Annotated in this window: 24 protein-coding genes, 1 pseudogene and 1 riboswitch; of the genes and pseudogenes, 2 read left to right on the forward strand and 23 right to left on the reverse strand. The window is 54.8% G+C overall.

Features of this window, described 5'->3' with window-relative positions; genetic code table 11:
* Window positions 1-93: 93 nt before the first annotated feature.
* Both AC2TF6_RS17035 and AC2TF6_RS17040 read right to left on the reverse strand, forming a co-directional pair.
* On the reverse strand, window positions 94-2043 hold the full coding sequence (locus tag AC2TF6_RS17035; protein WP_491307773.1) for an ABC-F family ATP-binding cassette domain-containing protein: 1950 nt from the start codon (window positions 2041-2043) through the stop codon (window positions 94-96).
* A 107-nt stretch (window positions 2044-2150) separates the two neighbouring features.
* Entirely contained in the window at window positions 2151-3239 is a 1089-nt protein-coding gene (locus AC2TF6_RS17040; protein ID WP_009672382.1) for a M42 family metallopeptidase, read from the reverse strand.
* 529 nt (window positions 3240-3768) lie between these two features.
* Window positions 3769-3904: riboswitch (cyclic di-AMP (ydaO/yuaA leader) on the forward strand.
* A gap of 6 nt (window positions 3905-3910) precedes the next feature.
* Here AC2TF6_RS17040 and AC2TF6_RS17045 point away from each other — a divergent pair.
* Window positions 3911-4717 (forward strand): CAP domain-containing protein, encoded by an 807-nt coding sequence (locus AC2TF6_RS17045; RefSeq protein ID WP_491307774.1) that lies wholly within the window; start codon window positions 3911-3913, stop codon window positions 4715-4717.
* A 514-nt stretch (window positions 4718-5231) separates the two neighbouring features.
* Here AC2TF6_RS17045 and AC2TF6_RS17050 read toward each other — a convergent pair.
* The 12 genes and pseudogenes from AC2TF6_RS17050 to AC2TF6_RS17105 form a co-directional block, all read right to left on the reverse strand.
* Window positions 5232-5522 (reverse strand): Dabb family protein, encoded by a 291-nt coding sequence (locus AC2TF6_RS17050; RefSeq protein WP_009672411.1) that lies wholly within the window; start codon window positions 5520-5522, stop codon window positions 5232-5234.
* A 73-nt stretch (window positions 5523-5595) separates the two neighbouring features.
* Window positions 5596-6657 carry an FHA domain-containing protein gene (locus AC2TF6_RS17055; protein ID WP_491311678.1) on the reverse strand — a complete coding sequence of 354 codons (1062 nt, stop codon included), beginning with the start codon at window positions 6655-6657 and terminating at the stop codon, window positions 5596-5598.
* Between the two features lie 624 nt (window positions 6658-7281).
* Window positions 7282-7713: pseudogene (locus tag AC2TF6_RS17060) on the reverse strand (DUF6382 domain-containing protein); the annotation flags it as partial.
* Window positions 7658-8173, reverse strand: coding sequence for an A24 family peptidase (locus AC2TF6_RS17065; protein WP_491307775.1), 516 nt, complete (start codon window positions 8171-8173; stop codon window positions 7658-7660). The pseudogene AC2TF6_RS17060 and the gene AC2TF6_RS17065, both read right to left, overlap by 56 nt.
* Before the next feature lie 15 nt (window positions 8174-8188).
* Window positions 8189-8827 carry a hypothetical protein gene (locus AC2TF6_RS17070; protein ID WP_369995841.1) on the reverse strand — a complete coding sequence of 213 codons (639 nt, stop codon included), beginning with the start codon at window positions 8825-8827 and terminating at the stop codon, window positions 8189-8191.
* Between the two features lie 36 nt (window positions 8828-8863).
* Entirely contained in the window at window positions 8864-11128 is a 2265-nt protein-coding gene (locus AC2TF6_RS17075) for a hypothetical protein (RefSeq protein ID WP_491307776.1), read from the reverse strand.
* 38 nt (window positions 11129-11166) lie between these two features.
* Window positions 11167-12129, reverse strand: a complete 963-nt coding sequence (locus AC2TF6_RS17080; RefSeq protein WP_491307777.1) for a TadE/TadG family type IV pilus assembly protein — start codon at window positions 12127-12129, stop codon at window positions 11167-11169.
* A gap of 43 nt (window positions 12130-12172) precedes the next feature.
* On the reverse strand, window positions 12173-12382 hold the full coding sequence (locus AC2TF6_RS17085) for a Flp1 family type IVb pilin (RefSeq protein WP_491307778.1): 210 nt from the start codon (window positions 12380-12382) through the stop codon (window positions 12173-12175).
* A 39-nt stretch (window positions 12383-12421) separates the two neighbouring features.
* On the reverse strand, window positions 12422-13291 hold the full coding sequence (locus AC2TF6_RS17090) for a type II secretion system F family protein (RefSeq protein WP_491307779.1): 870 nt from the start codon (window positions 13289-13291) through the stop codon (window positions 12422-12424).
* Between the two features lie 4 nt (window positions 13292-13295).
* Window positions 13296-14219: a type II secretion system F family protein gene (locus tag AC2TF6_RS17095; protein WP_491307780.1), complete on the reverse strand. Its 924-nt coding sequence runs from the start codon at window positions 14217-14219 to the stop codon at window positions 13296-13298.
* Window positions 14216-15472 (reverse strand): TadA family conjugal transfer-associated ATPase, encoded by a 1257-nt coding sequence (locus AC2TF6_RS17100; RefSeq protein ID WP_491307781.1) that lies wholly within the window; start codon window positions 15470-15472, stop codon window positions 14216-14218. Before AC2TF6_RS17100 ends, AC2TF6_RS17095 begins: the two co-directional genes overlap by 4 nt.
* A complete protein-coding gene (locus AC2TF6_RS17105; RefSeq protein WP_491307782.1) occupies window positions 15469-16596 on the reverse strand; it encodes a nucleotide-binding protein in 1128 nt (375 codons plus the stop codon). Before AC2TF6_RS17105 ends, AC2TF6_RS17100 begins: the two co-directional genes overlap by 4 nt.
* Before the next feature lie 343 nt (window positions 16597-16939).
* Between AC2TF6_RS17105 and AC2TF6_RS17110 the strand changes: the two genes are divergently transcribed.
* The gene (locus AC2TF6_RS17110) at window positions 16940-17410 is read left to right on the forward strand and encodes a TspO/MBR family protein (RefSeq protein ID WP_491307783.1); all 471 of its coding nucleotides are present in this window, start codon (window positions 16940-16942) and stop codon (window positions 17408-17410) included.
* Window positions 17411-17421: 11 nt separating this feature from the next.
* On the opposite strand, the gene AC2TF6_RS17115 is transcribed toward AC2TF6_RS17110, so the two are convergent.
* The 9 genes from AC2TF6_RS17115 to AC2TF6_RS17155 all read right to left on the reverse strand — a co-directional run bounded on the left by AC2TF6_RS17115 (window position 17422) and on the right by AC2TF6_RS17155 (window position 26428).
* Window positions 17422-18468 (reverse strand): SAM-dependent methyltransferase, encoded by a 1047-nt coding sequence (locus AC2TF6_RS17115; RefSeq protein WP_491307784.1) that lies wholly within the window; start codon window positions 18466-18468, stop codon window positions 17422-17424.
* Window positions 18469-18471: 3 nt separating this feature from the next.
* Window positions 18472-19236, reverse strand: a complete 765-nt coding sequence (locus AC2TF6_RS17120) for an ABC transporter ATP-binding protein (protein WP_042228077.1) — start codon at window positions 19234-19236, stop codon at window positions 18472-18474.
* A gap of 41 nt (window positions 19237-19277) precedes the next feature.
* Window positions 19278-19610, reverse strand: coding sequence for a cyclic-phosphate processing receiver domain-containing protein (locus AC2TF6_RS17125; RefSeq protein ID WP_491307785.1), 333 nt, complete (start codon window positions 19608-19610; stop codon window positions 19278-19280).
* Entirely contained in the window at window positions 19610-20482 is an 873-nt protein-coding gene (locus tag AC2TF6_RS17130) for a deoxyribonuclease IV (RefSeq protein WP_491307786.1), read from the reverse strand. Before AC2TF6_RS17130 ends, AC2TF6_RS17125 begins: the two co-directional genes overlap by 1 nt.
* A gap of 23 nt (window positions 20483-20505) precedes the next feature.
* Complete coding sequence (locus AC2TF6_RS17135; RefSeq protein ID WP_491307787.1) at window positions 20506-21315, reverse strand: Fpg/Nei family DNA glycosylase; 810 nt, start codon at window positions 21313-21315, stop codon at window positions 20506-20508.
* 491 nt (window positions 21316-21806) lie between these two features.
* Complete coding sequence (locus AC2TF6_RS17140; protein WP_491307788.1) at window positions 21807-23402, reverse strand: ribonuclease H-like domain-containing protein; 1596 nt, start codon at window positions 23400-23402, stop codon at window positions 21807-21809.
* 254 nt (window positions 23403-23656) lie between these two features.
* Complete coding sequence (locus AC2TF6_RS17145; protein ID WP_491311679.1) at window positions 23657-23905, reverse strand: GNAT family N-acetyltransferase; 249 nt, start codon at window positions 23903-23905, stop codon at window positions 23657-23659.
* Entirely contained in the window at window positions 23848-24129 is a 282-nt protein-coding gene (locus tag AC2TF6_RS17150) for a hypothetical protein (protein ID WP_491307789.1), read from the reverse strand. The genes AC2TF6_RS17145 and AC2TF6_RS17150 overlap by 58 nt, the downstream gene beginning before the upstream one ends.
* Window positions 24130-24181: 52 nt before the next feature.
* Window positions 24182-26428 (reverse strand): DEAD/DEAH box helicase, encoded by a 2247-nt coding sequence (locus tag AC2TF6_RS17155; protein ID WP_491307790.1) that lies wholly within the window; start codon window positions 26426-26428, stop codon window positions 24182-24184.
* Between the last annotated feature and the right edge of the window lie 55 nt (window positions 26429-26483).

Here is a 26483-nt window from a genome sequence, read left to right on the forward strand (position 1 = left end):
CCTGCCTTTTTGTAGAATCACGGCTTCTTCCAAGCCAATTCCTTTTAGTATACCATAAAAAAGGGCTCCCCGCTCGTAATAGCGGGAATGAGCTTACTTGCCGCGTTCGATTTCCTCCACGAGCTCGGAGAGGACGGTCCAGCGTTCCATCGCCTGCTCCAGCTCTTCACCGGCGGCGATCTCCTCGGCGTACAGCTCCTGTACCCGGCCGTAGTCGCTTCCGGCCTTCGCGATATCGCTCTTGATCCGCTCCAGCTTCTCTTCAAGCGCCGCGATGCGGTCTTCGATCGTATCCCATTCCTTCTGCTCGTTGAAGGAAAGTTTTTTCTTCTTGGCGCGTTCCCCGCCGGAGACCGCTCCGGTTGTACCCGTGGATGGAGCCGATGATGCGGAGGCCTGGGTCCGGGCTTTTTCTTTAGCGTCGGGCTTAAGCTCGGAAGCTTCACGCTGCTGTTTGAGCTCCAGGTATTCGGAATACGTTCCGATATACTGTTCGATCTCTCCCTCGCCCGTAAACGAGAACAGATGGTCGGCGGTCCGGTCCAAGAAATAACGGTCATGGGATACCGTGATGACGGCCCCCGGAAACTGCTCCAGATAATCTTCCAGAATGGACAAGGTCTGAATATCCAGATCGTTCGTCGGCTCGTCGAGCAGCAGGACATTCGGCTCTCCCATCAGTGTACGCAGCAGATAGAGCCGGCGCTTCTCGCCTCCGGAAAGTTTCCCGATCGGCGTCCACTGGAGATTCGGCGGGAACAGGAATCTTTCCAGCATCTGCGCCGCCGTGATGCTCTCTCCGTCCTTCGTTCGGATGACCTCGGCCGCCTCCCGGACATACTCGATGACACGCTGCTTGTCATCCATCTCCACACTTTCTTGTGTGTAGTAGGCAAGCTTGACGGTGCTCCCCCGCTCGATTTCGCCGCTGTCCGGGCCGAGGCGTCCGGCCAGCATATTCAGCAGCGTCGATTTGCCGCTTCCATTGCGGCCGATAATGCCGATCCGGTCGTCCGGCAGCACGATGTAGCTGAAATCATGGATGAGCTCACGGCCCTCGTAGCCTTTGCTCACCTGCTTGAGCTCGATGACTTTGCGGCCGAGGCGGCTGCCTGCCAGAGCCATATCGAGCTTTGCCGCAGGCCCGTCGACCTTGCGGTCGCGCAGCTCCTCCGCCCGCTCGACGCGGGCTTTCTGCTTCGTCGTGCGGGCTTTCGCGCCGCGGTGCAGCCAGGCAAGCTCTCTGCGGAGCAGGTTGCGCCGCTTGTCTTCGCTGGAGGCTTCACGCTCCATGCGTTCGGCCTTTTTCTCCAGAAACGTCGTGTAATTGCCTTCATAGCTGTATATGCTGCCGCGGTCGAGCTCCAGAATGCGGCTGGTCACGCGCTCAAGGAAATAGCGGTCGTGCGTGACGAGCAGCAGAGCGCCTTTCCATTTGCTTAAAAACTGCTCCAGCCAGTCCACCGTCTCGTTGTCGATGTGGTTGGTAGGCTCGTCGAGAATAAGCAGGTCGGCGGGCTGGATCAGCACGCGGGCCATCGCGACACGCTTCCGCTGGCCGCCGGACAGTTCGCCGACGGGCTTGCCGAATTCCGTGATGCCCAGCTTCGTCAGGACTGTCTTGGCCGTTGTGCCGGCCTCCCAGGCGTCCAGCTCGTCCATTCTCGCCTGCACCCGCATCAGCTTCTGCTGGGCAGCCTCGTCCTCGGGGCTGCTATCAAGGGCCGCGAGCGCCTGCTCGTAGTCGCGGAGCACTTTCATAAGCGGCGTTTCTCCGTAGAAAACCTGCTCCAGAACCGTCGAACGCTCATCAAACTCCGGCTGTTGAGGCAAGTATTCCACTTTGAAATGATTGGAATGAACGATCGATCCGGAGTCCGGCGTTTCCAAACCGGCCAAGATTCTCAGCAGAGAAGACTTGCCGGTGCCATTGACACCGATCAGACCGATCCGCTGTTTTTCCGAGATGGTAAACGATATATCGTCGAAGAGAACTTTCTCTCCGTAAGTTTTTACTAGATGTTCGGCATGAATAATACTCATGAGTTCCTCCGTCCTTAAGCGCCGCGCCAAATGAATCCGGCTGCCCTCATACCCGCCGTCGGGCGTAGGGATGAGACCAGCCGGATGTAGAATCGATTTCTTCGGATTTAAACCGGGCTGACCGGATTTTCCGGCTGTTCGGGGTCGCTCGCTGCCGCGGCCGGGTGCAGAATGTATTGCAGCAGCAGAGAGGCCGTTCCCGCGATGGCGTCCACATGTGTGCGTTCCATGCCGTGGGAGGCATGAACGCCGGGGCCGATCAGCGCGGCACGGATGTTGCTGCCTCCGCGGAGCGCCGCCGAAGCGTCCGAACCATACTGCGGGTATACATCCACCACGTGGCGGATCCCGGAATGTTCCGCGAGGCGGATAAGCTGAGAGGTCATCGCGTAGTCGTAAGGACCGCTGGAATCTTTTGCACAGATGGAGACGTCCTGCTCGGTGCAGGTCAGATCGTCCCCCATGGCTCCCATGTCGACGGCAAGGAGCTCGTCGATGTCGGCCGGGATGTAGGAAGCCCCGTGGCCGACTTCCTCGTAAGTGGTCACAATGATTTTAACGGTGCAGGCCGGTTCGATCAGCTCGTTCTTCAGAAGATCCATGAGCGCGAACAGGGCGGCCACGCTCGCTTTATCGTCGAGATGACGGGACTTGACATACCCGTTCTCCAGCATGCGGACCCGCGGCTCGAATGACACGAAATCCCCGACACGAATTCCCAGCTTCTGTACCTCTTCCTTGTTGAAAGCCAGTTCGTCCAGGCGAACTTCCATGTTCTCCTCGACGCGTTTATGGTCTCTCGCATCCGGAAAAACGTGAACCGAAGGCTTGGTCGTTAAAATAGTGCCTTCATAACTGAGTCCCTGGCGCGTATGAACGCGGCAGTACTCGTTTTCGATGGCAGCCATCATAAAACCGCCCACCGACGTGAGGCGCAGACGCCCGTTGTCCTTGATGGACCGCACCATCGCCCCGAGCGTATCCACATGAGCCGAGAGCCCGATCGTGTAATCGCTCCGTTTGCCCGGAATCGTAATGATGCCGCAGCCTTTATTCGTCAGTTCCAGCTTGTAGCCCAGCTTCTCGGCTTCCGCCTTCACTTTATCCATAATGTGGTGGGTGTATCCGCTCGGGCTTGGCGTTTGCAAAAGCATGTCCAGCACTTCCAGCAGATACGTTCTGTTTACTTGCTCCATAAACTCAACCTCTCCTTTTCTATCCCGGTACGAGTAGTGTCGCTCTTCAAACGAAACCGTTCAAAGGGAAAGCTCTCCGCCTGACCGGCGGCCGGTTTCCGTTTCTGAGCGCTATGTAAAGACTTGCTTCTACTTAATACCCCGAAAATTCCTCTATCTATCAACCCAAATTGTCGCACATCCGCCGGATTCTATCTGTCCGGACAGTTTTGCCGAGAAAGTTAACCGGTGAAGTTCCTTTTAAAGATCTCACTTATTTACAATCTTGCAAATTCCCATAAAAAAGACTGTAAATTCCGGAATTTTACGCCAATTAGCATGCCTTCAAAAGCGTTCTCTTACTGGTGATACTACACTGTTTCCCCGTTGTTTTCAAACGATAAACCCGTTTCCGGAAAAACAATCCGGCCGTGGCTGGAAAACTTTGTCCCGTGAAATCTAGCAAATCGCATGCTAGGATTAAAAGGCTTCTTCCGAGAGAGAGTGCAGAGCAGCGCGTCATGCAGGCTCCTCTTCTCAGACAGAAAGCAAAAAAACAAGGCCGAAGCTTCTCCGGAAGCACGGGGGAACCCATTTTTGGGGTGAAGCCATGATGCTCATGGCCGGGTGATTGCTCTTTGACCCGAATCCGTCAGCTAACCTCGCAGGCCGAAAAAAGGAGAGATTTTACTTTGAAATCTATCAAAAAAGCAACTCTCGTTGGTGTTTTTGCCCTTACGTCCGTTTTCGGAGCAGGCGCCGCATCCGCATCCGCCGAGCCGTGCAATGTTTCCGGCGGGGACACACTCGCGACCCTTTCGAATAAATACGGCATTGATCTCGCCTCTCTTCTTACATCGAATCCGCAGTTGAAAAATCCGAATTTCATTTGGAAAGGCATGCAGATCGTTGTTCCGCCTGCGGAAAAACCGTCTGCCGAGGCACCGGCCGCGCCAACCGCGCCCGAAAAGAAACCGGAAGCCCAGAAACCTTCTGCACCACCGGCAAAGCCGAGCAAGCCCGCTCCGGAAACTCAGGCACCCGTAAACACGCCGAAACCGACAACCAAGCCGTCCGCACCTGTCGCGACTCCGGCACCGAAACCGGCTGAAAAACCGGCCGCTTCCCAATCGGAATTCGCGGATCAAGTCGTAACGCTGGTGAACCAAGAACGTGCCAAAGCGGGATTAAAACCGCTCGCTTCCGACAGCGCGCTTGCCGCGATGGCTTTGGACAAAGCGAAGGATATGTATACAAATAACTATTTCGACCACAACTCTCCGAAGTACGGATCTCCATTTGATATGATGAAATCTTATGGCATCTCTTATACGTATGCAGGCGAAAACATCGCCAAAGGACAGCGCACTCCGCAGGATGTAATGAACTCGTGGATGAACAGCCAGGGTCACCGTGAAAACATTTTGAGCCCGAACTTTACGAAAATCGGAGTCGCTTACTATAACGGCGAATGGGTTCAAGAGTTTATCGCGAACTAATTCGATTTTGCAAATGCACGAATGCGAATATACAATTTAAGGCTATAATTTGATCCTACAATCCAATCTAATGCAGCTTTGTGAAAAGCGGCCCGTTCCTGACCCGGAACCGGCCGCTTTTTTTGCGAAAAAACAGGCGGCTAGGAGCCTATTGCCCCGGGCAGAAGTAAGGAGTCATAATACAGAAGGCGTGGGGGAAACTAAGCGGGACGATTTCTGGACGATTTATTGAAGTACGGCATCGGTTAATCCTTCGGCAGCATTAAAATAAAGGGATTCTGCAGTAAAGCTTTATGCTGTTGTGTTACTTCAGATGGCGTTGCAGTGGCATTGCGCTACTCGGAAAGAGGCTTCCGGCGTTGAATGACATCGGTGCATAGGAATTCGCTCACCTAGAGATGATGGCAGCCATGACTTTCACATCGAGTGTTTTGCCGGCGGCTGCACCATAAAAAGAACCTGCCGCGAAAAACGGCAAGTTCTTACGAGTTTTACCTGATTTTTTTTGAATAAATTAGCTTTCAAAGTCTACGCAGGGAGCGACGCCGTCTTTGGCTTCGCCCATATAGGCGAGCACATCCTGGTGGACGGGGTGCACATTATAAGCTTTGAGATCTTCAAGTGAGTTAAACTTTGTGATCAAAGCCAGGTCATAAGAACGTTCGGAATGGATCACATCCGCGCCCACTTCGATATGCAGCAGTTCGGAAATTTTGCCTTCCATGTTCTGCAGCTTGGCTCTTGCTTGTTCGACGGACTCCGGGCTGCGGTCTTTAAGCTTGAAAAACACGACATGTGTAATCATTGGACATTCTCCTCTTTCCCGTTTCTTCAACAACCCGTCCATTATACCATTATCATTCCACGACAGGAACCGGTCAGCCGAATCGGAAGGTAAATTCGGTGTGAATGATCCGCACCATATCCCCGTCTTTCAAAGCGACCATTTGATAAGGAACAAGCATCCCGTCGTTTAGAAACGTACCGTTTCGCGAACCGAGGTCTTTGACCGCATAACCTTCCGGCGTCCGTAAAAATTGCGCGTGAATCCGCGAGATCCCGAGTACATCTTCGATATAGTCGGCATCTCCTACCCCTCTCCCGATAATAAAAGAATCCGCGTCGAGCAGAATCGTTTCCTTCCGGCCTTCCCGCAGCACTTCGAGCACGGGATGGCGGAACTTCGCATGCGGCGGGGCTGACTCGGCGCCGAGATAAACGGTTTCATCTGCGTTGTTCACCGCAGATAGCGGCGGACCCAGGAGCGTCGTACGTTCGCCCAGTCCGGCGTAGTACTGCTCGAGCGACACCGGCTCCTGTTCCGCCGCAGGCGGATACGGGCTTCTGCCGGAGGGTGCCGCTTCTTTCAACTGGCTGCTGCGTCGGCCCGGAAGGCCGATTGCCAGCAGTACGTAAGCGGCATCCAGCACCAGCAGCGTCGCTCCGCTGCTGATGTACAGCAGCGGGGGCCCGGGCGCGCTGAAATAAGCGTTCCAGATCATCCCGATGATCAGGAATGCGCCTCCCAGCGCGAGGATTTTGCCGCGGGACCCGGGAAGCGGTCCCGCGGAGGCAGCCGCTCCGGCGAGCGCGGCTTGCGGCTGCGGCGCTGCGTGCGGCTGCGGCGGGTGCCCAGCCGCCTGCACGCCGAGGCCGGTCTGCCGTCGGCTGAGCGGCACAGCCGCAGCAGGTTGGGTTTGCGACGCAGCAATTGGAGCTGCAGTTGGCGGTGAGGCGGTACGCGGAACTGCCGTACGGAGAACAGGCGCTCCGGTGCCAGCGGGAGCTACCGCAGTGCTCGCGGAAAAGCGGGTTACGGCAGCGGCTGCGGATGAACCTACTGCAAAGGTTGCCGGAGTCAAATCGGGACCCGGAGCGGAAGCGCCTATGTCCGGCGAGACCGGGTGCGCATAGCTCAAAGCGGCAGAAGCAGATTCCATATAGTTCTCTTTGACAGACACAGGATAATCAGAGCCGTCCGCAGCAATTTGTTGACGTCTTTGGATAAACTTCTCTGCTGCACCCCGCGGCTTGGGATCTGTAATGCTTTCACCCACAAGCTTATGAGGCGACCCAGTCCTGTCTTGGGCCATATGTGTACGCTCTCTTCGCAAAAGCCCCTCATCAACAACATCGTTACTTTCTTTGTGAAGCTGCAGCGGTTCCGTTACAGGGCTACCTTGCCCTGACTTATGCAACACAGAAAACGCATAAACGCTCCGCTCACTGAACTGTGCAGGGTCCTGCATTTCTGAGTCCGGAACGATTGAAGTTCGAACAATCGAGTCCGACTCCATGCCTCCTTTCCCGCTGTCTTCCTCAATACTTAGCCCGTCCCCACTTATTTCCAGGTAGATTTGCCTTTTAAACTCTCGAACGGAGAAGTTTTCACGCTCACAGTACTTGGCAAGTCTCTCGAGACTTCCACGCTCTTTCGCTTTAAGCCGACTGCCCAAGTCTCGAACAAGCGCACTCCACATGACAGAGGCAGATACAGCCGGAATTTCCTTTATAGGGAGGCACAGCAACGTGACGTCCGCCCAGCCCCTTTCGATATATATGTAATTTTTATCCACCACAAACTGGGCCTCATTTAGCATAAAATTGTCACTATCGCTTACACAAGCCGCCGTTTCGTGCAGCAGTTGAAGACATCCGCCGGGATCTGGACTGCGATCTTTAAGGATAGCTGCCAGAGACCGTCTTGAAGCCAGGTTATAGAGCAGCCTGACATGACTATCGATCTCTTCCACTTTCAAAGGCAGTACCCGTGGAATAGGGTTTTCTGCAAGCATCTTTAGCTGCACGGGCGCTAGGCGTTCAATGTTCAGCTCTTCTTCCAAGCCCACTTCCAGCCATCTGCCTTGCGACAACCGTATGCTTGCCTGCAATCCGAATATTTCCATAGCTTCATCCTTTCGCATCTCTGACGGGCTTCTCTTAAAAAGCAAGGCTTCCGTACCAGTAAGCAGCCAGAACCCCCGGCAATACCGCATACATAAAAGGAAACCGCAGCTGATCACTTTGTTTCAAGCTTTTCCAGAACGACAAATCTTTAAGAAACAAACATAGGGCCAATCCGCCGAATAAGCGCCCGAGCCGTTTGGCTCCTTCTTTTCTCGCAAGAAGCAAGCACAAGCCGATCGCTCCCGCGAATAATAAAGAATAAAGCGCGCACGTAAAAACATAGACCCCGCCCGTTAAAGCTCCAATCGCCCCGAACAGCTTAACGTCCCCCGCACCGAGCGCCCCTGCCGCATACAAAATAAAAAGCGCAATAAAACCGGTCGTGCAGCCCGCCAAAGAAAAAACAAGTCCGCTCCAGCCATTTGTAAGAAGATGGTACATCAGTCCGGTACCGGCACCTGTGGCAGTCAAGACATTCGGAATAATCGATTTTCGTACATCGGTTACAAACGCGGCCAGAATAAGAAGAGAAAGCAGCAGCTCCTCCATTAGTGATGTCTCCTTTTACGCGCCCAGCCAGACCCGCTCCAGCGCTTTCTTTTTCAAAACAAGCGTACGGTTGAAGAAAGGAACGGCAAGGGGGAAATCATAGGTAACTTCGAATCCGAGATAAGCCCGTTCCCGGTTCGTTAAACTGGGTAGTGTCACCCCGCCGATGCGGAACCGGTCCTTCTTCAGAATCCGTTTGTCCGCAAAACTGTACACAACCGGCTTCATGGCATCACGCAGTGCCGAACTTGCCGCTTCCTTTACCCCATCCGCACCGCTTTCACCCGCTTGGCGAACCCATGCCAAAAGTCCGACTACCGGATCCGGGATGTAGGCTTCAACCGAGTCGATAAATTCTCCCGCTTGCGCGGCTTGTTCTCTTAAGTTTTGAAGAGTATCGACTACATTCTGAGCCCCTGATGCGAGAGCCGTCTGGTCGAATGATTGTTCACCCTGCCTGTACAGTACCTCCGCCGGATAAAGCCCCGCGGCCAAAACCTTCGTAGATTCACTTACCGCAGACCGCAGCGCCATATCCGCTACCGCTATCTGGATGCATACGATAAGGGCGACGATAAAACCGACGAACATCGGCAGAATAAGCGCCGCTTCCAGCACCATTCCCCCTTGCTCGCTTTTTCTAAACATGCGCATACGCATCGCTCCCGTCCTGTTCGGTTCGCGTGTTATCTAATACGCCAAATCCGCACGACTGATAAAACGGCATCGGTTTTCTCTTACTTCGCAGGAAGAAATGCCCGTCCCGTTCATCAGTTTCATTAACCCCGGCAAAAACCATAAGGATACGGAGGATTCAGCGGCCCCCTGTATGTAAGTTACAGCGTGATCCAACGTCCGCTCTGTATTCAGTTCGATCAAGGATTGAAGGCGCGCCAACAGGTTCGTGTCAGAGCTGTGCAGGAGAAGAAAGATCCGCAAGTAGTCTTTATAAGTGAAAGTAAACAAAGGATTCGTCAGTTTGCTTGATATCGGAACTGCTTTTCCTTCGGTTAAGCTGTCCATATCCGCCAGTGCTTTAACAGCTGCCTCGGCAGCACTGACCAGCAGTACCAGCAGCGGAGAACCTGCCTGAAGCAGTTCGTTTTTCGGATCCATCAATTCTTCCACCATCCGGACTGCAAAACGGAAAGCGAACATTTCACCATAAGCCGATGACATGTTTTTGGCACAAGAATTGAATCCGTACAATAAGTACTCGACTTCTTGGCTGGGAAGCTTATGGCCTGACGGCTCGGACAACGCGTGAAGCGGCTTTGGCTGCCCCGATCCGTCCAATTCCCGCCCGTACGTTCTATAGTTAAACTGAGACAAGGCATACTCGTTTACGAACAGTTCATTGCGGATACTTTCCCCCGTTTGGCCAAGCCGCTCCAGCAAACTCATGGCATGCTGAATTTCCGTGTCGGGTTTGCCCTCGAGATCGTACACCAGGCTGGCGCCTGCATTCGAAGGACTCTCGTTTAGAGTCATGTATTTTCGGTATAATCCGTCTTCACCCTTCCCCTCCAAAATCTCATAGAAAGTCGAAACCGGTCCAGCCGTCTGATCCGTGCCGCAGTCTCCCATCGCCTGCTTGGCCCGATCCAACGCCGCTTGTATTTTCAAGCGCTGCTTTTCTTTTTCTTTACGGATCGTTTCGTTCCGCCTGTTTCGCTCCGTTTCGATGACAAGCTGTTTTTTGTAGGTATCGTCCATTTGGGCCTGGTAGGCGTCGTTTGCGGCGTGTATCTTTTGAGCGTTGGCGTTCGTGAATAGATTAGTGCTTTCGATGCCGCTGCGAAAACCGCTGAACAATGCCGCGCTTGAAGCGATTCCTGTCTGATAAGTACGGAAATCGTCTTCACTAAGAACTTTCAAGCCGTTGAACGCTTCGAAGGCTTTAAGTTCATTGCCCGTAGTGGATGATACGCGTTTTAGCTCCGTGTTCAGCTCATCGTTTGCTTTCTTCGCTTCACCGAGCAGCTCTTGAACGGATTTTTGCAGATTTTGCACTTTCTCGTCGTCACTGACGATTTCAAGCTTAGTTGCCGCCAGAAGGGCGGTGTATTTCACAATATTTTCAAGCAGCGTCTTCAGATCGGAAAGCCTGCTTTGCAGTTCGGTCAGCTGGTCCTGAAGCGAACGAATGCGGTCCATCATCCCTTGAAGAGCGGCGGCCGCTTCCGGTCCTGCTGCCGCAGCAGCTGCAAGGGAGCCGTTCAAACTTGAAATGGAGTCCGAGAGCGAACGGATTTGTTCTTCCAAGGTTTTGATTTGCGACCTTACCCCGTCCGCGGTGTTTAAACCAATCAGCTCCGAAAGGCGGTTCAGCTCGGTTATTCGTGCCCGATATGTATGGTGCCGGCCATTCAGCTCTTCCTTCAGCTTGACCGTTTCCGCCCATGCCCGATCGAGCGATTCTTCCCGCTTGGCAAGCAGTTTTTCGATTTTCTCCGCTTCTTTGGCGTATGCCGAGCCGTTTGCCAGCGTTTTGACCGCACCGGGTTTTTGAAGCTTATCCGTTATCTCCAGCACGAATTCGATCGGCGCCGTATATTTCATATGTTCAAGGATTTGTTCTTTAAACACCGGATGATTGGCAAGCGTGTATAGTGAAGTCAGTGACGCGCGCCCCTCTTCCGGCTTTGTATCCAACATTTTATAAAAACCACCGCTTGAACTGCCGGAAAGATTTTCTTTGTATATCGTGCTGAAAAGGGATTCCGAACTTTCCGGCTCTCCGGTAAGTCCGAACAGTCCGTATTTTTGAAGCTCCGTATCAAATGCGGAAAGAACGGAACGGACCGCGGCCCTTGCGGCCGTATCCACTTCTCTTTCAGCGGCTTTTACTCGTGCGAAATCGATCAGAACCGCTTGCAGAAAAAAAATAGGGACAAGAATAATGATCAAATAAATGGAAACGGTACCCGTCTCGGAGTTATAGAAACTTCTCAAAACACGCTCCTTTCCGGGCAGCCGAAGCCGCCCTTGATTTATTCATGCAAAATGACGGAGATGCCGTTCTGAGCCAGCTCCCGCTGGATAGCTTGTGAAGGCGCCTTTCCCGACTTGGTTTTGAAAAAGTGCCACACGATCCCTTTAACCTGTGTCCCCTCCTTTATCAGAAGAACGTCTTTACGCATTTGTTCCTTAAGGTTCTTCTCATTGAACGTGTAGAAAGCAAGATGTGCCGTACCTCCGGCATCTAAAGCGTCAATCGTTCTTTTATCTCCCTCCGGGGTAATCACCTCCGTTTTTCGTCCGCTGACCAGTTTCCGGATATAAGCGCTTGCCTGCGCTTCGCTAGTGATGACGCTTGTCGGAGGGATAGCCTCGGGTGCGGGCTCGGTCAGCACTTCTCTGGCCTTTGAGGCGGTTATGCGGTTCTTTATCGCCGGGATGTAGCTGCGGGTCAGATCAACAGTCCGGATCAGTTCCACGGGGTCCACTACGTGGGAAATGCCTTGACCCGTCACTTGATCGCGTATGACGTTCCCGGGCAGAAAAGAACGCGTCCGGAAAGGCTCTTCCAGCTCGGCCGAAACTTTCCGTTCCCATATGTGATTCACGTAAGACATCGAGCCATGCACCCCCGGCGGAAGGAGAGCGGCCGCACGCGACAGTTTACCCGCAGGACCGCTTCCATTAGATGTGCCCGGAACTTGGACAACCGAAGATTTTCCGCTGTAGCCGAAAATGCCAAGGATGCCGTCCTGCGTCAAACGCCAGTACAGCCCGTCACCGGCTCCCGGTGTAAAAGCTCCTGTCACAGGATCTTTGCGGCTGTTGTTCCACGAAAACGCGGCTCGTTCGGAAGCGACGCCGGCTTGCTGCTGCAGGGCGACCCGATTGTACACAAACATGCCGAAAATGATAAGGGTTAAAGTAATTAAGATCACTACCGGAAACAGCAAAGTCCCTTCCAGGGTAAAATTACCGGATTGGGAACGGAACAAGCGAATCCGGGCCCCGTATTTCCGTATTTCCGTGAGCATCCAGCTACGGCGTTTTAATGGCATCATCGCTCTTGGAATTGTTAAATTCCGTGTCCGCTTTACCAATCAGCTCGTTGAACCATTTAATAATCCACTTCCGGAATATAACGGCTACGGCTATGAGTACGGCGACGATGAGCAAAATTTCAAGTGTTCCCAGCCCTTCTTCGTCGTTCCAGAAACGAATCATGGACATCTGTAATCGGCTTTTCATTGTTTATGACCTCCCAAAAAGTGTGGATCGGTTTATCCGTCAGCCGTTTATGGACAGGACGGCCGGCGAAGCAACGATAATCATGACAACCAGAAAAATAGCAACCATCGGGAACACCAGCTTCGAGGAAGCTTCCTCGCCCAGCTTGCGGGACTCCGCCTTGCGGCGGTCCCATAATTCCTTCGCGAGCGAACGCAGAGCGATCAGAAAATCTTCTCCTCCCCTCCGGTAATTCAGCAAAATCGTCGTTGTGAACAGTGCCATTTCCTGCATGGCGCACCGTTTGCTCAAATCTTCAAGAACCTTGGGAAGCGAAACATTCATTTCCAGCTCACGCACCGCTTGCCCAAACTCGGCATGCAGCGGGGATGCCGCCACCCGCGATATATCCACACTGCGGATAAGCGCCTTCTGGACGGTTTCACCGGCATTAATGAGCAGAATCATCTTACTCAGCACTTCCGGAAGCTCCAGAACAATCCGGCGTTTTCGCAGCCTGATTTGCTGATCGAGCTGTCTCAGCATGAGCAGAGGAGTCAAACCGGCGCCCAGCAGACCCAGGAGAGCGACAGCGGGGTCTCCGCCTCCCGCAATTCCCAGCAGGCCGCTCAGCAGCAGAACGAGCAGTGCGGTCAGAAGCATGTCCCCCATCACAAGCTTGGCCATGACCAACGTATCCTTATGACCGTAAAGCGAACGGATTCGCTGCATAATCCGGACGCCCGCATCCGGGAAACGCTCCATGGTTTTGAACCGTTCAACCGCATACAGACCTGCGGGAGCCAGCTTTTTCATATGCAGTGTACAGGGATAGTCCGTCCTCACATCTTTAAAACACCTGGAGCCCAGGACGAACAAAAGCAGCAGCATCAAAATCGAACCCATACTTAAACACAGCAGTACAAGCATGTCGTCACACCTTTATGTCCATAATCTTGCCGGTCAGCCACAAGCAGCCTCCCAGAGCAAGCAGCCCTCCCGTCATAATGAGCGGTCCCGCCCCGCTGTACAGCGGGGCCATATAGTCGGGGGAGCTGAAACTGAGTACAGCGACCATACAAACGGGAGCGGCAAGGAGAACACGCGATTCCAGTTTTTTCTGGGCCACCATAACCGAAATATCCTGCTCAATGTCCAGCTTATCTCCGATAATGCCGGCAGTTCGGCGGATGACCTCCACCAGGTTGCCGCCCGTTCTCTTGCAGGTCGTGAATACATCGGAAAAATTCGTAATATCGTCGCACTGCGCCCGTACCGCAAAATCCGTAACGGCATGTTCAATCGGCTCCCCGTTGTCTAGCCGCCTTACGATGATTTCGAATTCCCGGACAATGAGGCAGTTCGGATCGGGATAGAGCAGCTGAAGATCTTTCCATGCTTCGCGGAATGAATTTTCTACGGACCTTCCGGCTGTAAGAGACGTGGACATGCAGTACAGAGCCTGCTTGAACTGAAGGATCAATTTCGCCTTCCGCCCGGTTATCAGCCGTACTTTGCGGAAACGGGGAACTAGCAAGCCGAGCAGCGCACAAAGCAAAGCAAGCAGAGGCTCCTTGTAAAAAATGTACGCGATCCCCGCAAAAACCAGTCCGGATAAGCCGGACGTCAGCAGCATTTCGCGGCCCGTCATCCGGTAGCTGCCGTAATCCGTAAGGCCCGCGGGAGCAGGGCGTGCCGCCGTTTTCCTTTCAGGAGGGGTATTTTCTTTCGGGGACTGCTGTCTACTCCCCTCATGCCCGCCTCCCTTCGCCAATTTCCGCCGTTTTCTTCTATCCTGCGTCAATAAAACAAGCCAGAGAACCAACCCAGCCAGACAGGCTGCAACCGGAAGCATCATGACGCCGCCTCCTTCTCACGGGCGATCCAGTCCGGAAACTCCACTCCCGCCATGCGGCATTTCCAGCCGTGAACGAGCGGATTCCCCGTATAGATCAGCTTCCCTATCACTCTGCCGTTCTCATCCTCCCCTTGGTCTTCAAACCGGAACAACGGGCTCAACAGGATTTCGCCATTGGTTAGTCCAGCCAGCTCGCTGATCTCAACAACCTTACGGGAACCGTCCCGCATCCGGGACAAATGAACCATGAGATCTATGGCCGATGAGATTTGCTTGCGGACTACCTCCACCGGAAGGTCCGCCGCGCTGAGCACCATCATTTCCAGACGACTCAGCATGTCGGCGGTTGAGTTACTATGCCCCGTGGAAAAGCTTCCATCATGGCCAGAATTCATGGCCGTCAGCATATCCAGCGCCTCAGCTCCGCGGACTTCCCCGACGATAATCCGGTTCGGGCGCATTCTCAGCGAGGAGCGGATCAAATCCCGGATGCCGATTCCGCCTTTGCCTTCGGTATTCGCGTTACGCGTTTCCAGGCTCACCAGATTAGGAACCGTGCGGATTTGCAGTTCGGCCGAATCCTCAATCGTGATGATCCGCTCGTCCGCCGGTATTCCTTGGGACAGAGCGTTAAGAAAAGTCGTCTTGCCGGAACCGGTGCCGCCTCCGATAAAAATATTGTATTTCGCCTTCACAAAAACGCCGAGCAGCTCCGCTGCCTCCTGCGTCAACGCTCCTACGGCAATCAGATCGCTCATGGTCAGCGGCTGTGCCGGAAACTTACGGATCGTCATCGTCGGGCCTTGAAGCGCCACAGGGGGGAGCACCACATTGACACGGGAACCGTCCTGCAGTCTGGCGTCTACGATCGGCGACATTTCATTCACGGTCCGGTTCACTTTGGCGACGATGGCCTGGATGATGTCCTCCAGTTTCTCCCGGCTCTCGAACCGGGCTTCGTTCCGGCTGACCCGCCCGTCACGTTCGATAAAAATATCCCGGTGGCTGTTGATCATAATTTCCGTTACGGACGCATCGTCGATTAAGGGCTGTAAAATATCAAGACCGCGGTAGGAGTAGAAAATCCGCTGCACCATCTCCCACTTTTCTCCTGCCGTCAGCCGTCCGTCCCCTGTTTCCCGAAGCACCACCTCCTCGATCAATTCCATCAATTCTTCGTCCGAAGTGGACTGGGTCGGATCCAGACGAGCGTTGACGGCTTCCTTGAACGTACGAACCCATTCTTCATTCACAACGCCTCAGCCCCCTCGGAAAACCTGCGCAGCATATGGCCGACCTGCGCGGCAAAAACAGGCTCGCCGAGCCAGTCGGCGGGGTCTGAAACGGTCTTCCAGGCAGGAATATAAGGAAGCGTTTCGAATATCGCAACGTCATATTCCTTCGCCAAGCCAAAATCCCCTCCCGTATATTTGTTCAAAATAAACAAGCTTTTGTCGGCGCAGGACTTCATGGACTCGCTGATCCCCAGGGCTTCCCTGACTTTCCGGGTTTTGTACAAAGCGTGCGCGTCTTGCATAACCAGCCACACGACGATATCGCTGGCCTGCAGGGCGCCTAAGGTCCTCGGCTGGACGGCACTGTCCAGATCGAGCAGCAGGACGTCACAAATCCCGCTGTCGGCTATGCGCCCGACCAACCCGCTCACGTCCTCCGCCTGCAATTCGTCCGCTTCCCGGATGTTCGGCAGAGGAGCCAAATAATCGAAGCCGTAAGCGGGATGACGGCATTGAAGCAGATCCGTATAGTCCGCAGTCCGGTCCGGGGACTTCCTCCACGCATAAAGAAGCCGCGAAAAGGAATCCGCCGGGCCGTCCTTCATCAGCAGTGCGGAAGAACTCACCGCTTCCAGAGACATATACAGAACCTTCTTTCCCTGTGCGGCAAGCTGCGCCGCCATATTCAGCGCAAGAACGCTTTTGCCGCTTCCGCCGAAAGCCGAATACACGGCGAAAACGTTCGTACGGCCGCTACGGAATCCGGTCCTCCCGAGTCCGGGACCGCCGGTTTGTTCGGCCGCGCGCAGCAGCAAATCTCTGAGCATCGTTCGAAACGGCTGATACCGGTATATCCGGTTCCCGGCCGGCAAATCCGCGCGTTCCGGGGTCTCCGACAAACAGTAAACAAGGCCGTTATGTCCCTCGCCGAGCCAACGGATGACCTCTTCATCCGCAATGGTTTCCGCACGAAGGATCAGCAGGGGCTCCCCCCTGTTTTGCTCCACAAACGTTCCGGTGTGCTCGCAATGGGTAACCGACCGGATATCCAGCCGGTCACGGTATTCCCCTTCCCGGATAAACCGTTCCATTGCGGACGCGAATTCCTTGTCGGGCCCGATCAAGATCAGCAGTCTTTTCATCTTTCAGCCTCCTTACCATCCAGTCCACTGTACGATCCCGCCAAGTATGAGCACCGCGCCGGACACGCCTGCGGCAAGCGCGATACGCCATTTGGTTTGCCGTGTCATCGTTCACCTCGCTTAGTACCGGAAATGAACACAAAAAAGCACCACTGACAGGAAGAAACGTGTTCTTCCACATCAGCGGTGCTTCCGCTTTTGTGCATCCGGTTGTTTAATTACCGCTAATTATACCATAATTACCCAGATGGTCAACGATTATTTTTCGTTTTTACAGGCATACCTGTCCCGCATTCCCATATACCTATACTAATGGACAAACAATCCGGGAGGGGGTGCCTTTTTGTTCTACCCATTTATGCTGGCCACCGTTGTCACGTATGGACTCTTTCTCTTGTCCGCCGCTCTTTTTCCTGCCGATATTCGGTGGTATTCTTCCGTCAAAAAACCGGCATGGGCTCCTTCCGGACAGCTGATCGTCAGCGCAAGAGGCTTTATGCACGCCTGTATGGCCGCATCCGTCGCGCTCGTCTACGTAAAAACGGGCGGATTTCAAAATGTGGGGATCGCCTGGATTTTCGTTGTGATCCTCCATTATTTAGCCGGCCAGGCTTATGGCTTTTTTCTTTTCAAAGCGAAAAGTTACGGGTTGGCTTTGGCAGACAGCATGATCGCCGCCCTTACGGGCTGGTGGATGCTAATTCTGACTGCGCCGCTGTCGAAAGAAGCCGCCTGGCTGCTCCTGCCTTATCTGGTCTGGAGCTGCCTGACGACTCTTTTTACGTGGATCATACGAATGATGAACACCGAATAACTCCGGCAGGCTTATTTTTTGACAAAATAAAGCGTAAGCTCTTCGCGGTTGTGAAACAATTGTTTCGCCTGCCGCAGTTCCAACTGCCCTTCAAAATCCTGCTTCAGCTCTTTCACCGTCTGAAAGGGTTTTTTGTGCATCAGTTTCGCCGTGATGATCGCCGTCCCCTCGCTTCGCAGCGCAGGAAGGAGATCGAGGATTAGCCGGCTCATCTGCCGCGGGCTCCAGCTCATATCGCAGACGAGCAGATCGAACTCGTCCTGGCGCAGCTTCACGTCCGCGGCATTCTTGCCGTGGTACGTAAGCCGCGGGTGCTTGATGAGACTCGGATGCATTTTGGCCGGGTCGATCGCGGTCACGTGAAGCCCACGCTCCAGCAGCAGCGAAGTCCAGCCGCCGGGAGCCGCGCCTACATCGACCGCTTTGCGGAAATCCGCAAAATGCAGATGAAACTTGCGCTCCGCCTCGAGCAGCTTGAATTTCGCGCGGGAGACCTGGTTCTCTTCGCGCTGAAAGCGGATGGCGCCGCCGCTCCAGTCGGACAAATTCTCTTCCGGTGCGGAGACCCCGGCATAAATCGCCTGATGCCCGACATAGACCGAAAGGATCTTGTCCGCATGACGCACCAGCGTCTCCGCCCCCGTCGCCTCGCCCATCGCGATCTCGCAAGCCGCGCGGACATCGGAGGCGCCGTAAGGCACTTCCGTGCCGTCGGCGATTCTCACCTGGACCGTGGAGCTGCTTCCGGCGTGCAGACGGCCGAGTTCGGACGCCAGTTCGGCGGCGGCCAAAATATCCTCGTCCGTTCCGGACAAAACGCGCTCCCCCTGGACAGGCTGCATATGCCGCAGAAAAATCGGCTCCTGCGCCCGGATGGCTGCCGAGATTTCGTCCCAGCTTCCGGGCGCTTCCGCAAGAAACGTCTCCGTCGGAACAAGCGTCCGGAATTTCACGCCGGGTATAAGCCGCCGGATTTCTTCCTGGGCATGCTGGGCGAACCCGCGGTTGGCCGTGCCGATGAGGCGGGCCGTGTTTGTAGTCGAATCATGTTCTGTCATTCCTTACAGCACCTTTATCCATGGTCTATTGCGGAACCACTCCACTTCGAGCGGAACCTGAAAAGCTTGGTAGAGATGTTCCGGCGTCAGCACTTCTTCCTTGGGTCCGGCCGCAATGATCCGTCCCTGTTCGATCAGCGCGACATGCGTAAACATCGGGATGATTTCTTCGATATGATGCGTGACGTAAAGCACGGTCATATCCTGATCGCTGAATTCGCGGATCGCCGCCAGCAGCTTTTCGCGTTCGTATAGGTCCAGCCCCGAGCAGGGCTCGTCCATAATCAGGAGTTCCGGTTTCTGCATCATGGAACGGGCCAGCATCACTTTCTTGCGTTCGCCCTGCGAAAGCGTTCCGATCGACTGCATCGCGACATGCGGCAGTCCGATTCTTTCCAGCATGCCGATCGCTTTCTTTTTCACATCCTCAGGGATTTCCTGGTAAAAGCGCAGATAGGCGTACTCGCCGGTCGCTACCGCTTCCCATACCGTATCCGCCAGATTCATTTTCTCAAACAGAGACTGGGAAATATAACCGATCCGCTTGCGGACTTCGCGCACATCGACTTGTCCGTATCGGTTGCCCAGCACCTCGACTTTGCCCCTGGAAGGAAACTGGTAGCCGTTCATAAGCTCAAGGAGCGTCGTTTTGCCGGACCCGTTCTTGCCCAGCAGAACCCAGTGCTCGCCTTTTTCCGCATGAAAAGATACATCCTGCAGGATATGCCGTTCTTCGCGTATAAAATGAATATCGTTCAAATGAATCATGTCGAAGACTCCTCTCTTCTCTAAAAAAACGTATAAATGAGTCAGCCCCCGGCAAGCTCGGCCAATAAACCGGCAGGCGGAGGTCCCGGATGAAGAGAGGTTCTGGAAGGAACCGAAGCGTACAAAGCCTGGTACATCCGGTTCCGGCCTTCCAGGCTGGACGTGTGCAAATAAATGCGGGCCGGAAAAGTGCCGGTCCCGATCATCCAGGCTACGATATCCCACCCGGATTCGTCCCAGCCCAAATCGTAATCAAGCGACAGGATGTCCACCTCGCATTCCTGCAAAAGCAGCCGGCATTCCTCCACATTACGCGCAAGAGTAAAACCGGCCGGACATCTGCGTTGATCGTCCAAAAAAACGTGAATCTTCATCAGGATTCCTTTCCCGCCGCCCCGGCTGTCTGCATGACTAGCGCAATCTCTTTCCTGTGCGTACCGTCCGGGCCGCTGCCCGTTTCGAGTACAAGCGGAATCCCCCGCACGATATCCGAAGCCAGTAAGGATTTGAATCCTTCCAGGCCGATATATCCGTCGCCGATATTGGCGTGACGGTCCTTGCCGGAGCCGTGGGGATAGAGGGAATCGTTGAGGTGCACGGCCTTCAAATGGTCGAAATACCCGAGCTCGCCGCCTCTTGTCTCCACCTCGTCCCAATCGTCCCCGTGCCAGAGACCTGCCGCAAACGCGTGACAGGTATCCAAGCAGAAGCCGATTTTGTCCGGATATTCCGAAAGCTGTCTGATCCGGGCCAGTTCCTCCATGGTCGTGCCCATCTGGGAACCGCTGCCGGCCTGGTTTTCAAGCAGGAGAAGCGCGCTGCCCCGCCACTGGCTCAGCGTCTTATTCGTACATTGTATTATATTTTTATAGCCTTGTAACGGATCTTTTCCGGAAAACTTCCCGAAATGCACGACCAGACCTACGGAACCGCACGCATCCACAATCTCCAGCGCGTTGAGCATCGCTTCCACCATCACGTCCTGCCGGCCGCCTTCCACGGCCGGATTGAGGGGATAAGGCGCATGCCCGATGGAAAGAAGGCCGTTCTCCCGGGAATATTCCGCGCACCGCCGGGCGTCGTCCCAGTCTACATTTGTTTTCAGAATGAGGCTGCGGGGATTTTTCGGAAAATATTGAAAAGCCCCGGCTCCGATTGCGGAAGCGGTCACTGCGGCCTGGTAAAACCCTTTTCGGGTGCTGATATGAGCTCCGACGTGCAGATCTTTTTTCTTTTTGCGCGCCATGGTTCTTCTCTCTCCCTCCGCTATTATGACTGGCAATTTCCGCAAAAGAAACATTTACGCGAAGACAGCGTCTGAAACACAATCGGGCTCCCGCATCTTACGCACGGTTCGCCGCCCCGGTCGTAGACACGGCACAGCTCGTTGAATCCGCCCGTCCGCTCATCCCCATCGTAGAGAGGCATTTCCATGTAGCCGCCTGCTCTGAGCGCTTCGGTAAGGACGCTGCGCATGGACGTGTACAAACGGGCGGCCTCGTGCTCATCCAAAGCAGCCGGACGTCTGGAAGGCAGGAGACCCGCAGCAAAGCAAATTTCGTCGGAATAGCAGTTGCCGATTCCGGCCAGCCAGTGCTGATCGGTCAGGCACGTTTTCAGATTGCCCTTGCCGGTTTTCAGCATGTCTGCAAACCGGGCGGCGGTCAGATCCGCGTCAAACGGCTCCGGTCCCAGGGATGCCAGCTCCGCTTCCAGTCCCTGTTTGCCGTACAAATGCAGATACCCGAGCCTCAGCCCGATAAAATAAAGCGCCGTCTCCCCGAAGTGAAGCTCGATCTGCGTCGTCCGGTCGGGCTTGTCCGCTTCCGTGCCGAGAACCATCATTCCGCCCAGCATAAGATGAAGGAGCAGATAGCTTTCTCCGCTCAACACGAAAACGAGCTGCTTCGCCCTCCGGTCCACGCGCTCCACGACCGCTCCCAGGACGGCCGCGCGAAACTCTTCTTCCGGAACGTTCAGTGATTTCGGTCTATTAACGGTAATCCCGCTGATCGTGCGGTTTTGAATCCTTTTGTTCAATTCCTGCCGATAATGTTCCATTTCGGGCCATTCGGGCATAAGGCCACATCCTTTCTCCGGCTTCTTACTGGTATGTCCGCGCTCTCCCCCCTTTAAACGTCAGATTCTTCTTCAGCCCGCCCGCAAAAAACAGCGTGGACCGTGGGAGACGGTCCGCGCCAGGCAATACTCTTCGTTTTCGGTTATCCGAATCACGGATTCGGATGCCCACGGCCGATACGACGGGCGCGGTCTGAGCGCTCCGCAGCTCGGCGGTATTCGTAAACACCGTTCCGGGCTCGGGAACCCTCGGGCAGACGGAACGGGACGACCTGCCCCTGGCTTTCTCCGGGGGCCAGCGAACACAGCGAAAACGCAGCCTCCAGCACCGGATCGGTGACCCGTTGGCAGACATTCTCCGTTTTTATTTAATAAAAAAGCAAAACGCCCTGCCCGTAATGGGGCATGACGTTTGGAAAAATCGGACTGCGTAATTTTATTCCGCGGTAATTGAATTCTGACGGGGGCAAACGGCGACGCTGCCCGCCGGTTCAGCCGGGGTTCCGGGACACGTCGAACAAACTCTCGGCCGCATAAGCGGGCCGGGGCTTGCCGGACGGCTTCGCGGACCTGGCTTGGACGGGGGGCTTGGACGGCTTGGACGGAATAGCGGCTTTAGCGGATGCTTTTCTCTCCGAAACGGACTTGCCGCAATCCCGGAGTTTGCGCTGCAGCCGTTCGATCCGGTGCGCGATCCGCCGCTCTTCGTCGGCCGACTTCTCGCTGCGCCGCAAGAGCCTGCGTCTTTGGCGCAGGACATCCAGCGCTTCGCGCGACAACTCCAAAGCGAGCGCATAATCTTTGCAGCCGTGCTCGTAGTGCATCGCGAGCTCGATATAGGCTTCCACCGGCGCCGCAGCCGCCGATCCAGCCTGACGAATCAGCCGGGTCCACAATTCGACGGCTCTATCGCGGACACCGGCTTTTTTATAGTAGGCCGCGTAACGGAGAAGCAGATCGCCGCTGACCGTTTGCCCCACTTCCCCCTGCTTTTGCAGTCTGGAAAATCCCAGTTCCAGAATCTTCTCGGCGGAAGGGAGGCGGTTCATTTTCAGCAGCCACTGACCCAGACGGAACAGGTCTCCGGGCGATTTTGGCTCCAGAGGCTCTTCATCGGCCAAATACCGTGTAATCAGAGCGGATAATGCCGCAAGGGACACGATATCCCGCTCGTTATGGACGAAGACGCCCCGCAGCACGTCCGTCTTGCCTTCGGCCAGATACAGGACATACAACTCGGGAGCGAACGCCCCGGAAACGTCGTCTTCGCGTGCATACCCGAGCTGCGCTTCTTCCACCTTGCCCAGCCGTACGGACGGCATGGAATGCTTCCACAGGCTGCGGGAAGGATGCAGCAGATCCAGATGCAGCAAACGGTCGATATCCGGCCGCATCCGGTTCAGAATAAACCGGTTCTGCAAAATCGGCCAGTCGAAGGTCCTCCCGTTGTAAGAGACGACATGGGTGAACCGCTCCATTTTCTCCTCCAGATAAGCCAGCATCGCACGCTCTTCGGCCGGATGCCGGATAAAAAGCTGCTCGACGACAAAACGGCCGGCTTCGTAATAGCCGATGCCTACGAGAAAGGCCACATTGCCCGCCCCGACTCCGAGACCGGTCGTCTCCGTATCGAAGAACAGGAGGCCTTCCGCATGGACCGGCTCCGCTTCGGGGTGGAACGCCCCGAGCTCCCGGACATGCTCATGGAGCGCGTCGAGCCGGTACCGGCCATGGTAAGCATCCATCGGGTAGGTGCATACGCGCCGTACGAAGGACCCTGCCGGGAACTCGTAGAGCTCCGCGCCCAGCTTCGCCCACGCTGCCGCCTCCGGATGTGCCGGGGCCGGCGCTGCGGGAGCGGCAGGCTCGCGGGCCGGGCCGGCAGCCGGGCCGGCCACTGCGCCGGCGGCGGACTTGCTCAGCGGACAGGCGGCCAGTCCGCCGCCTTCCGCCGCTCCCTGCTGCGCCCGTTCCGGCGTCAGCTCAGCCTGCCGCTGTTCCGCTCCCGCCTCCGGTGCGGCTGCGGCCTTGTCCGTCGGCTTGCCCGGCTTCAGATGCCGGGCAAGCCGGTCGCGCAGCCCGCTCATCGGGCTGCTCCCGGCGCTGCCCCGCCAAGGCCGTGCACCTGCTGTGCAGCGGGCGTGAAGAACCGTGCGAGTCCTCGTGCCTCGCGGGATTCACGGATCTCTTGTGAACCGCCGGACTCACAAGTTTCGATCGCCAAAGCTTCTTCTGCACCCACAGGCTTTTTAGTTTGGTGTTCAGTCTTTCTGTTTCGGTACCGGTACATGATGGGCATCCATCCTTACATGGGCATTTTCGGGTAACGCGTATTTAGCGTTCATCCGCTGATAACCTTGGACATACGTATATTGGTCGCTTCGAAACCGGCAGATCTATAGAGGTTCAGGGCGATTTCATTGTCTCCGAAGACGTGCAGGGAAATTTTTAGAGGAAAGCCCCTCTCTTTTATGAAAGTTTCCAGAGCCTGCAGCGTTTGCTTGCCAAACCCTTTCCCGCGAAAATCTTCACTCATGCGAATTCCGTAAATAAATACCTCCTGCTGTTCACTTCGGATTTTGATCCACAGCGTGCCGACATTTGGTTGCTCTCCTCGTCTGTCGCATTAAAAATATAACTGTCCGCCGTGTTTAATCCGTCCGGCAGCAGCTCTTTAAATTCACGGGCCGAACCCTCCAACGCTTTCTCAGCCGCCACGTTGCCGGCTTTTGTTTTACTTTCGGCGTATTCCTTTACGGAAAGCTGCAGCCACTCATTAAACTGCTCGGGTGACATCGGTACTAACGCGACCATACGGACACCTCCGTTTATTTCATAAATTTACCGCTTAGAAAACTCGCGGAGATTAAAACTGATCCAACAGCTGAAGGCTCGTTCGCTTCGCATGGATTCCTTCAATCTCGGACCCGATGCATGACGGGCAGCCGTCTTCACACGGGCATTTCTGAATGAGATTTTTCGCGGCCTTTCTGACTTCGTTGAAACGCGTATAGACTTCTTCGGCAAGGCCGATGCCGCCGGGATAATGATCGTAGAGGAAAATCGTCGGCAGTCCGGTATGGTTCGCTTTAATTTGGGAAACGACATGAACGTCGTTCCGGTCGCACATTACCAAAACAGGCACAATGTGCTTCATCACGTTTGCGATACCCCACAAAATTTGTTCCAGGGCTTTCGTGCCTACCTCCAAATTCGGTTCTTTCAGTTCTACCCATGCAGCGCTTGTGTGCAGTTCTTCTTCCGGCAGGTGAATAGGCCCCGATCCGATATTTTCTCCAGTCGTGAGTTTGATTTTCTTAAAAATAGTCGGAATGGCATTAATCGTGACATCCCCGAAGTTCAGGGAAGAGCGGTCCCGGTCCGACGTTTTGTCGATTTCCAATACTTTCAGCTGGATAGCCAGATTCGCATCGGTATAGTACTCCACATCGACTTCTCGCACGTAAGCTTTTTTGTGCTCCCAATCCAGCTTCTCGACCTGATATTGCACGCCTTCGTGCAAATAAATCGCTTCGTCGTGCAAAAGCGTCATGGCGCTGAACCGGTCCATCTCCCCGATAATCCGTACGTTCGCCACATCGGATTGATCGACGATGACGACGTTTTCCTGGGAAGCCGAGCGCAGGCTGATTTCATTGGCCGGAAACGACTGACTGGCCCAATAAAACGTATCCCCGTTATGATGCAAGACGCGTTCTTCCACTAAAAATTCCATAATCTCGGCAACTTCCAGGGGGCCGAATTCTTCCGTCTCTTTGAATGGCAGCTCGTATGCCGCACATTTTAGATGATCGACCAAAATAATTAAATTTTCCGGATTGATCCGGGCGGCTTCCGGCGTCCTGTCGAAAAAATAGTCCGGGTTCTGGACTACATATTGATCGATAGGGGCAGAACTGGCTACCATCACGATAAGCGCCTCTCCATGCCGGCGTCCGGCACGTCCCGCCTGCTGCCAAGTGCTCGCGATGCTTCCCGGATAACCGGTCATGATGCAAACCTGCAGCTGTCCGATGTCTACGCCAAGCTCCAGCGCGTTGGTGCTGACAACGCCCAAAATCTCCCCGGCCCGCAATCCTCTCTCGATTTCACGCCGCTGTTTCGGCAGATAACCGCCCCGGTACCCCCGGATTGATTTGGTCCCAAGCTCATTCTTAACGAGCTCCTGGATTCGGCTCAGAATAATTTCCACCCTGACCCGGCTTCTCGCGAAAACGATCGTCTGAATTTTATTTTTCAGAAATTGCTTGGCCAGGTTATTCACTTCTGCTGCGGCGCTTCTGCGGATATTAAGCGGCTTGTTCACAACGGGCGGGTTGTAAAACACGAAATGCTTCCGTCCTCTGGGCGCGCCGTTATCGTCGATGAGCCTCATCGGAGAGCCGGTCAGCTGCTCCGCAAGCTCTTTCGGGTTGGCAATGGTGGCGGAGGTGCAGATAAATACCGGATCGCTGCCGTAAAACTTGCAGATCCGTTTCAGGCGCCGGATAACGTTCGCGACATGGCTGCCGAATACGCCCCTGTACGTGTGCAGTTCGTCGATGACGATATATTTCAAATTCTCGAAAAGGCTGACCCATTTGGTATGATGCGGCAAAATGGCGGAATGAAGCATATCCGGATTCGTAATGACGATATGCCCCGCTTTCCGTACGATCTGCCGGATGGCCGGCGAAGTATCCCCGTCGTACGTGTAGCTTTTGATATCGATGCCCATTTCACCGATGATTTCGTTCAACTCGCTCTTCTGGTCCTGCGCCAGAGCTTTCGTCGGAAACAGATACAGCGCGCGGCTCGTATCGTCATCCGCAATGGCCTGAAGCACAGGCAGATTGTAGCAGAGCGTTTTGCCGGAAGCCGTCGGCGTTACCGCCACGATGTTCTGTCCGGTGTGCACCGCCTCATAAGCGGTGTGCTGATGGGTGTACAGCTCCGTGATCCCCCGCTTTGCCAAAGCGGACTTGATCCGGGTATCCACGCTCCCGGGAATGGCTTTCGTTTTCGCTTCCTGGGGTTCGATCTCGTGCCAGTTCACTATATTTTCATCGGTCCGGAGTTCCTGAATTAATTCGGTAAGTTGTTTCTTCCTCATGGTTCGCGTCCCTTCTTAACCTCAACTGCTTAGAACGGCTGTTCTCATTTATTAT

This window comes from Paenibacillus sp. JNUCC 35, from assembly GCF_058269095.1.

Bases quoted from the DNA above. Each gene is read 5' to 3' on its own strand.
- AC2TF6_RS17065 (WP_491307775.1), bottom strand. From the start codon at position 8,173: ATGGAGGAGCTGCTGCTTTCTCTTCTTATTCTGGCCGCGTTTGTAACC.
- AC2TF6_RS17040 (WP_009672382.1), bottom strand. From the start codon at position 3,239: ATGGAGCAAGTAAACAGAACGTATCTGCTGGAAGTGCTGGACATGCTT.
- AC2TF6_RS17070 (WP_369995841.1), bottom strand. From the start codon at position 8,827: ATGCGCATGTTTAGAAAAAGCGAGCAAGGGGGAATGGTGCTGGAAGCG.
- AC2TF6_RS17095 (WP_491307780.1), bottom strand. From the start codon at position 14,219: ATGATGCTTCCGGTTGCAGCCTGTCTGGCTGGGTTGGTTCTCTGGCTT.
- AC2TF6_RS17150 (WP_491307789.1), bottom strand. From the start codon at position 24,129: ATGGTCGCGTTAGTACCGATGTCACCCGAGCAGTTTAATGAGTGGCTG.
- AC2TF6_RS17140 (WP_491307788.1), bottom strand. From the start codon at position 23,402: ATGAGCGGGCTGCGCGACCGGCTTGCCCGGCATCTGAAGCCGGGCAAG.
- AC2TF6_RS17135 (WP_491307787.1), bottom strand. From the start codon at position 21,315: ATGCCCGAATGGCCCGAAATGGAACATTATCGGCAGGAATTGAACAAA.
- AC2TF6_RS17130 (WP_491307786.1), bottom strand. From the start codon at position 20,482: ATGGCGCGCAAAAAGAAAAAAGATCTGCACGTCGGAGCTCATATCAGC.
- AC2TF6_RS17155 (WP_491307790.1), bottom strand. From the start codon at position 26,428: ATGAGGAAGAAACAACTTACCGAATTAATTCAGGAACTCCGGACCGAT.
- AC2TF6_RS17085 (WP_491307778.1), bottom strand. From the start codon at position 12,382: ATGAAAAGCCGATTACAGATGTCCATGATTCGTTTCTGGAACGACGAA.
- AC2TF6_RS17055 (WP_491311678.1), bottom strand. From the start codon at position 6,657: ATGGAATCTGCTTCTGCCGCTTTGAGCTATGCGCACCCGGTCTCGCCG.
- AC2TF6_RS17090 (WP_491307779.1), bottom strand. From the start codon at position 13,291: ATGCTTGTACTGCTGTGTTTAAGTATGGGTTCGATTTTGATGCTGCTG.
- AC2TF6_RS17125 (WP_491307785.1), bottom strand. From the start codon at position 19,610: ATGAAGATTCACGTTTTTTTGGACGATCAACGCAGATGTCCGGCCGGT.
- AC2TF6_RS17035 (WP_491307773.1), bottom strand. From the start codon at position 2,043: ATGAGTATTATTCATGCCGAACATCTAGTAAAAACTTACGGAGAGAAA.
- AC2TF6_RS17115 (WP_491307784.1), bottom strand. From the start codon at position 18,468: ATGACAGAACATGATTCGACTACAAACACGGCCCGCCTCATCGGCACG.
- AC2TF6_RS17050 (WP_009672411.1), bottom strand. From the start codon at position 5,522: ATGATTACACATGTCGTGTTTTTCAAGCTTAAAGACCGCAGCCCGGAG.
- AC2TF6_RS17120 (WP_042228077.1), bottom strand. From the start codon at position 19,236: ATGATTCATTTGAACGATATTCATTTTATACGCGAAGAACGGCATATC.
- AC2TF6_RS17105 (WP_491307782.1), bottom strand. From the start codon at position 16,596: ATGAAAAGACTGCTGATCTTGATCGGGCCCGACAAGGAATTCGCGTCC.